The 4485-nt window shown below is 38.7% G+C and carries 4 protein-coding genes; 3 read left to right on the top strand and 1 reads right to left on the bottom strand.

All coding sequences use genetic code 11. From position 1 onward, the window contains the following. The 3 genes from M901_RS13745 to M901_RS13735 form a co-directional block, all read left to right on the top strand. On the top strand, positions 1-529 hold a 529-nt coding region (locus tag M901_RS13745), incomplete at its 5' end, for an ATP-binding protein (protein WP_021278810.1). Between the two features lie 162 nt (positions 530-691). Further along, the gene (gene acnB, locus M901_RS13740) at positions 692-3259 is read left to right on the top strand and encodes a bifunctional aconitate hydratase 2/2-methylisocitrate dehydratase (protein WP_021278811.1); all 2568 of its coding nucleotides are present in this window, start codon (positions 692-694) and stop codon (positions 3257-3259) included. A gap of 51 nt (positions 3260-3310) precedes the next feature. Further along, positions 3311-3547, top strand: a complete 237-nt coding sequence (locus M901_RS13735) for a DUF1232 domain-containing protein (RefSeq protein ID WP_021278809.1) — start codon at positions 3311-3313, stop codon at positions 3545-3547. A 1-nt stretch (position 3548) separates the two neighbouring features. Here M901_RS13735 and M901_RS13730 read toward each other — a convergent pair. Continuing rightward, on the bottom strand, positions 3549-4485 hold a 937-nt coding region (locus M901_RS13730; RefSeq protein ID WP_021278812.1), incomplete at its 5' end, for a hypothetical protein.

Raw genomic sequence — 4485 nt, 5'->3', positions numbered from 1 at the left:
AAAAGTAAGTCAGAAACTCGACCTTCTTATGGAACTTATTCGCTCCGAAAGTCAGCAAGCAAAGAAAAGAAGCGAAGAAATCTCTTTAGAGAAGAACAATCTGGAAAAGCTCATTAATGACGCTCTCATTATCTCTGATGCAGATTCAATTTTTAAAATCACTAAAGATTTAGATATTGTTTCAACAGAAATTGAAGACTTAGAAAATATCAAAAATATCTTGATTAACTTTTTCTCAAACTCTATTAAGGCCTGCCAAAAGACTGATATAGAATCGAAGCTCTTTATAAAAACAAGAGCGGTTAAAGAGAACCTCTTAATTCAAGTCACAGATAATGGTATAGGTATGTCTGAAGAAACCATGCAGCAAATATTTGAAGCAGGATTCTCGACTAAAGATGATGAGGACTCTGGCTACGGCCTTCACAATAGTCAGGTCGTTGCTCAAAAAATGCACGGTGAGATCATTGCGGAGTCATTAGGAATTGGACAAGGTGCAACATTCACATTAAAACTTCCCCTTAAGTAAGTCGTGATTCTCATTATTTAGAAATCTTCTCAAAAACAGGCGTTTAGTCATTCGCAACGACCTAAGGCATCTTTATTAATAGTAATTTATGGGCTATAATAACGCGCGATAGCACTATAAATTTATTGATAGAATTTTTCTTAATTCACACAAGGATGCAATATGTCTAATTTTTTCGAAGACTACAAAAAACATGTAGATGAAAGAGCTCAACTTGGTATTCCACCACTTGCTCTAAACAAAGAACAAACTCTAGAAGTTTGTAACCTTCTTCAGAATATTCCAGCAGGAAAAGGTGAAGAACTACTTGATCTAATCACAAATAGAGTTAACCCAGGTGTTGACCCGGCAGCTCAAGTAAAAGCTGACTTCCTAATCAAAGTTATTAAGAAGGAAGCAACATGTGAACTTATCGATAGAAAACATGCTGTAAAACTACTTGGAACAATGCTTGGTGGTTACAACCTTGCTCCACTTATTGATATTGTGAAAGACAAAGATGCTGAGCTAGGAGAACTAGCAGCTGAAGCTCTAAAGAAAATGGTACTTTCTGTTAACGTATTTGAAGAAGTTAATGGGCTGGCAAAAGATGGTAATGATCTTGCGAAATCTGTTGTTGAGTCATGGGCCAATGCTGAGTGGTTCACAACTCTACCAGAGCTTCCAGAGACAATTAAAACTGTCGTTTATAAAGTTGATGGTGAGATCAACACAGATGATTTCTCTCCAGCTGCTTACGCTTTTACAAGAGCTGATATTCCACTTCACTCAACTTGTATGGGTGGTGTTTTATTCCCTAATGGTCCTAAGGCCATCTCTGATCTTAAAGAAAAATTTGATCTTCCAGTGTCATTTGTTGGTGATGTAGTTGGAACAGGTTCTTCAAGAAAATCAGCTTGTAACTCTCTTATCTGGCATATTGGAAATGATATCCCGTTCATCCCTAACAAGAGAACTGGTGGTGTTGTTATTGGTTCAACAATTGCTCCAATCTTTTTCAACACAGCTGAAGACTCAGGTGCTCTTCCAATTCAAGCTGATGTTTCAGATCTTGAAACAGGTAAAGTTATTGTGGTTCACCCACTAAAAGGTGAAATCACTGATGAAGATGGTAAAGTTATTACTTCATATAAAATTGCACCAGCAACTATTCTTGACGAATACAAAGCTGGTGGACGTGTTCCTCTAATCATTGGAAAACAATTAACTGAGAAAGCAAGAAATGCTCTTGGTATGTCTTCAATTGAAGAAAGCGGAATCTTCAGAAACCCAACTAACCCACAACCAAAAGCAGGACAAGGATTCTCTCTTGCTCAAAAAATGGTTGGTAAGGCCTGTGGAGTTGAAGGGATTCTTCCTGGAACAACTTGTCTTCCAAAGATGACAACAGTTGGTTCTCAAGATACGACTGGACCAATGACGGCCAACGAAATGACTGAGCTTGCCTGTCTAAGATTCAATGCTGACCTAGTTATGCAATCATTCTGTCACACGGCTGCTTATCCAAAACCAAGTGATGTTATTACTCACGCGACTCTTCCAAGCTATATCTCTGACAGAGGTGGTGTTTCTCTAAAAGTTGGTGATGGTGTTATTCACTCTTGGCTAAATAGACTTCTGGTTCCAGATACAGTTGGAACTGGTGGTGACTCACATACAAGATTCCCACTTGGAATCTCTTTCCCTGCAGGTTCAGGGCTTGTAGCTTTTGCTGCAGCACTAGGAGTTATGCCACTAGATATGCCTGAATCAGTTCTTGTTAGATTTAAAGGAGAGCTTCAACCAGGTGTAACTTTAAGAGATGTCGTTAATATGATCCCTCTTAAAGCAATCCAAGAAGGTTACTTAACGGTTGAAAAGAAAGGTAAGAAAAATATCTTCGCAGGAAAAATTCTAGAAATGGAAGGTCTTCCAAAACTAAAAGTTGAGCAAGCATTTGAATTAACAGATGCTGCAGCTGAAAGATCAGCGGCAGCTGCAACAATTAAACTTGATAGAGAGCCAATCGAGGAATACCTCAACTCAAATATCAAGCTTATGGAAGAAATGATCGAAAACGGATACAAAGATGCTGAGACTCTTAGAAAGAGAATCGCAGATGTTAAGGACTGGCTTGCTAATGGTGAGCTTATGGAAGCAGACGCGAATGCTGAGTATGCTGCCGTTATCGAAATTGATCTTAATGAAATGAAAGAGCCAATCGTTGCATGTCCAAATGACCCTGATGATGTAAAAATTATTTCAGAAGTTCAGGGTGATAAAGTTAATGAAGTATTTATTGGTTCATGTATGACAAATATTGGTCACTTTAGAGCTGCTGCTGAAATCCTTAAAGATCAAGGTCAAGCTCAAACGACTCTCTGGGTTGTTCCTCCGACAAAAATGGATGCTCATCAACTAACAGCTGAAGGTTACTATGCAAGTTACGCTGCAGCTGGAGCAAGAATGGAAATGCCAGGTTGTTCACTATGTATGGGTAACCAAGCTAGAGTAAAAGATGGTGCTACAGTATTCTCTACTTCAACAAGAAACTTCAATAACAGAATGGGAAAAGATGCTAGAGTTTATCTAGGTTCTTCTGAACTTGCTGGTGTTGTCGCACTTCTTGGAAAGATTCCTACTCCTCAAGAATATCTTGAAATTGTAGGTCCTAAATTAGAAGGAAAAGAGAACTCTGTTTACAAGTATCTCAACTTCCACCAAATGGATGAGTTTAAGTTAAACTTCTAAATAACGAGGGGCCTTCTAAGGCCCCTTTTTTTTTATGTTAAAATAATCTTTATGAAAGAAGAAAACCAAAAGAATCATCCACTCAAATCACTTGGCGTCTTTATTTTAGGAATCGTTGGGCTTATCTACATTCTGAATCCAACAGCAGGATTCTTTGAGCTCATTCCAGACAACCTCCCCTTCATCGGTAATCTCGATGAAGCAGGAGCGGTTATGTTAATTTTAGGTGCTTTAAGGTACTTTGGTATTGATCTCTTAAAACCAAGAAAGCGAACGAAGAAAGATTAGACTACTCCCCTTGTTGGGATTCACCTAATAACTTCATAAATTGTTCATACTTGTAGAACTCAGACTCAAGGGTTTTAAGCTCCTTGGCCTGTTGATTTAATCCTGTTGCAACATCTTTCTTTGCAACTCGATCCTTAACGACTAACTGCTTACCTTCTTCCTCAACTTCAAATACAGTCAACTCTCTTCCATCATCAAGAACAACACCTTCTTGTGGGATTTCTTGACCATTTTTAATCGTTAAATCAGGATTAACGACCTTAGAGAATTGATTGATATTCATCGGTGTCGCACCTTTAGAAAGAGGCTTACTCACCTTCTTAAGAGCAAGTAGATCCAGGTCATACTGTTCTCTTGCGGAAATTTCAGGAAGTGCTCCAAACCCACCAGACCCGACTGAAACTCGAGGAGTTCCTCCCCCTTGGCTCGCAGTCGTTCTCACTCGAGGGGCCGCTCTAGAGCTCGTCACTTTAGCGGCCGTTGAATTAGGAGAGAGTCTCTTAATCTTTGCTTGCTCTGCTCTTCTTTTCTGTTGGGCCACTGCTTCTTTTTTCTGCGTGACTTCTTGTGCCTTAACTTTAATTTGTTCTCTAAGCTTTTCAACCTTTTGCTCTTCTACAGTGACCTCATCATTAACATTGGCCAACATCTTTTGAAGAGAACCTAGTGAAGAACTTAGCTCACTATCTTTTGATTTATAGCTATCTGATAAGCCTTGTAATTTCCCATCGAGCTTATCATACTGACTCTGAAGTCTTGCCAAAGTACTTTCAAACTTCTGAGTATCAATGGCGCTTCTTTGAGTCTGAATATTAGAGACAATATTTTGGATTGGTGATGCATTATCATCAATTTCAACTTCAGCTTCTTTTTCTGCATTTCTTCTTATAATACTTTCTGCATTTGAATTTCTTGTTCCTACTGTTGTTGGAATTATC

It is taken from the genome of Bacteriovorax sp. DB6_IX (assembly GCF_000447775.1).
GTDB lineage: Bacteria > Bdellovibrionota > Bacteriovoracia > Bacteriovoracales > Bacteriovoracaceae > Halobacteriovorax_A.
Note: the sequence above shows the minus strand (reverse complement) of the source record. Positions and strands in the feature narration are given on the sequence as shown.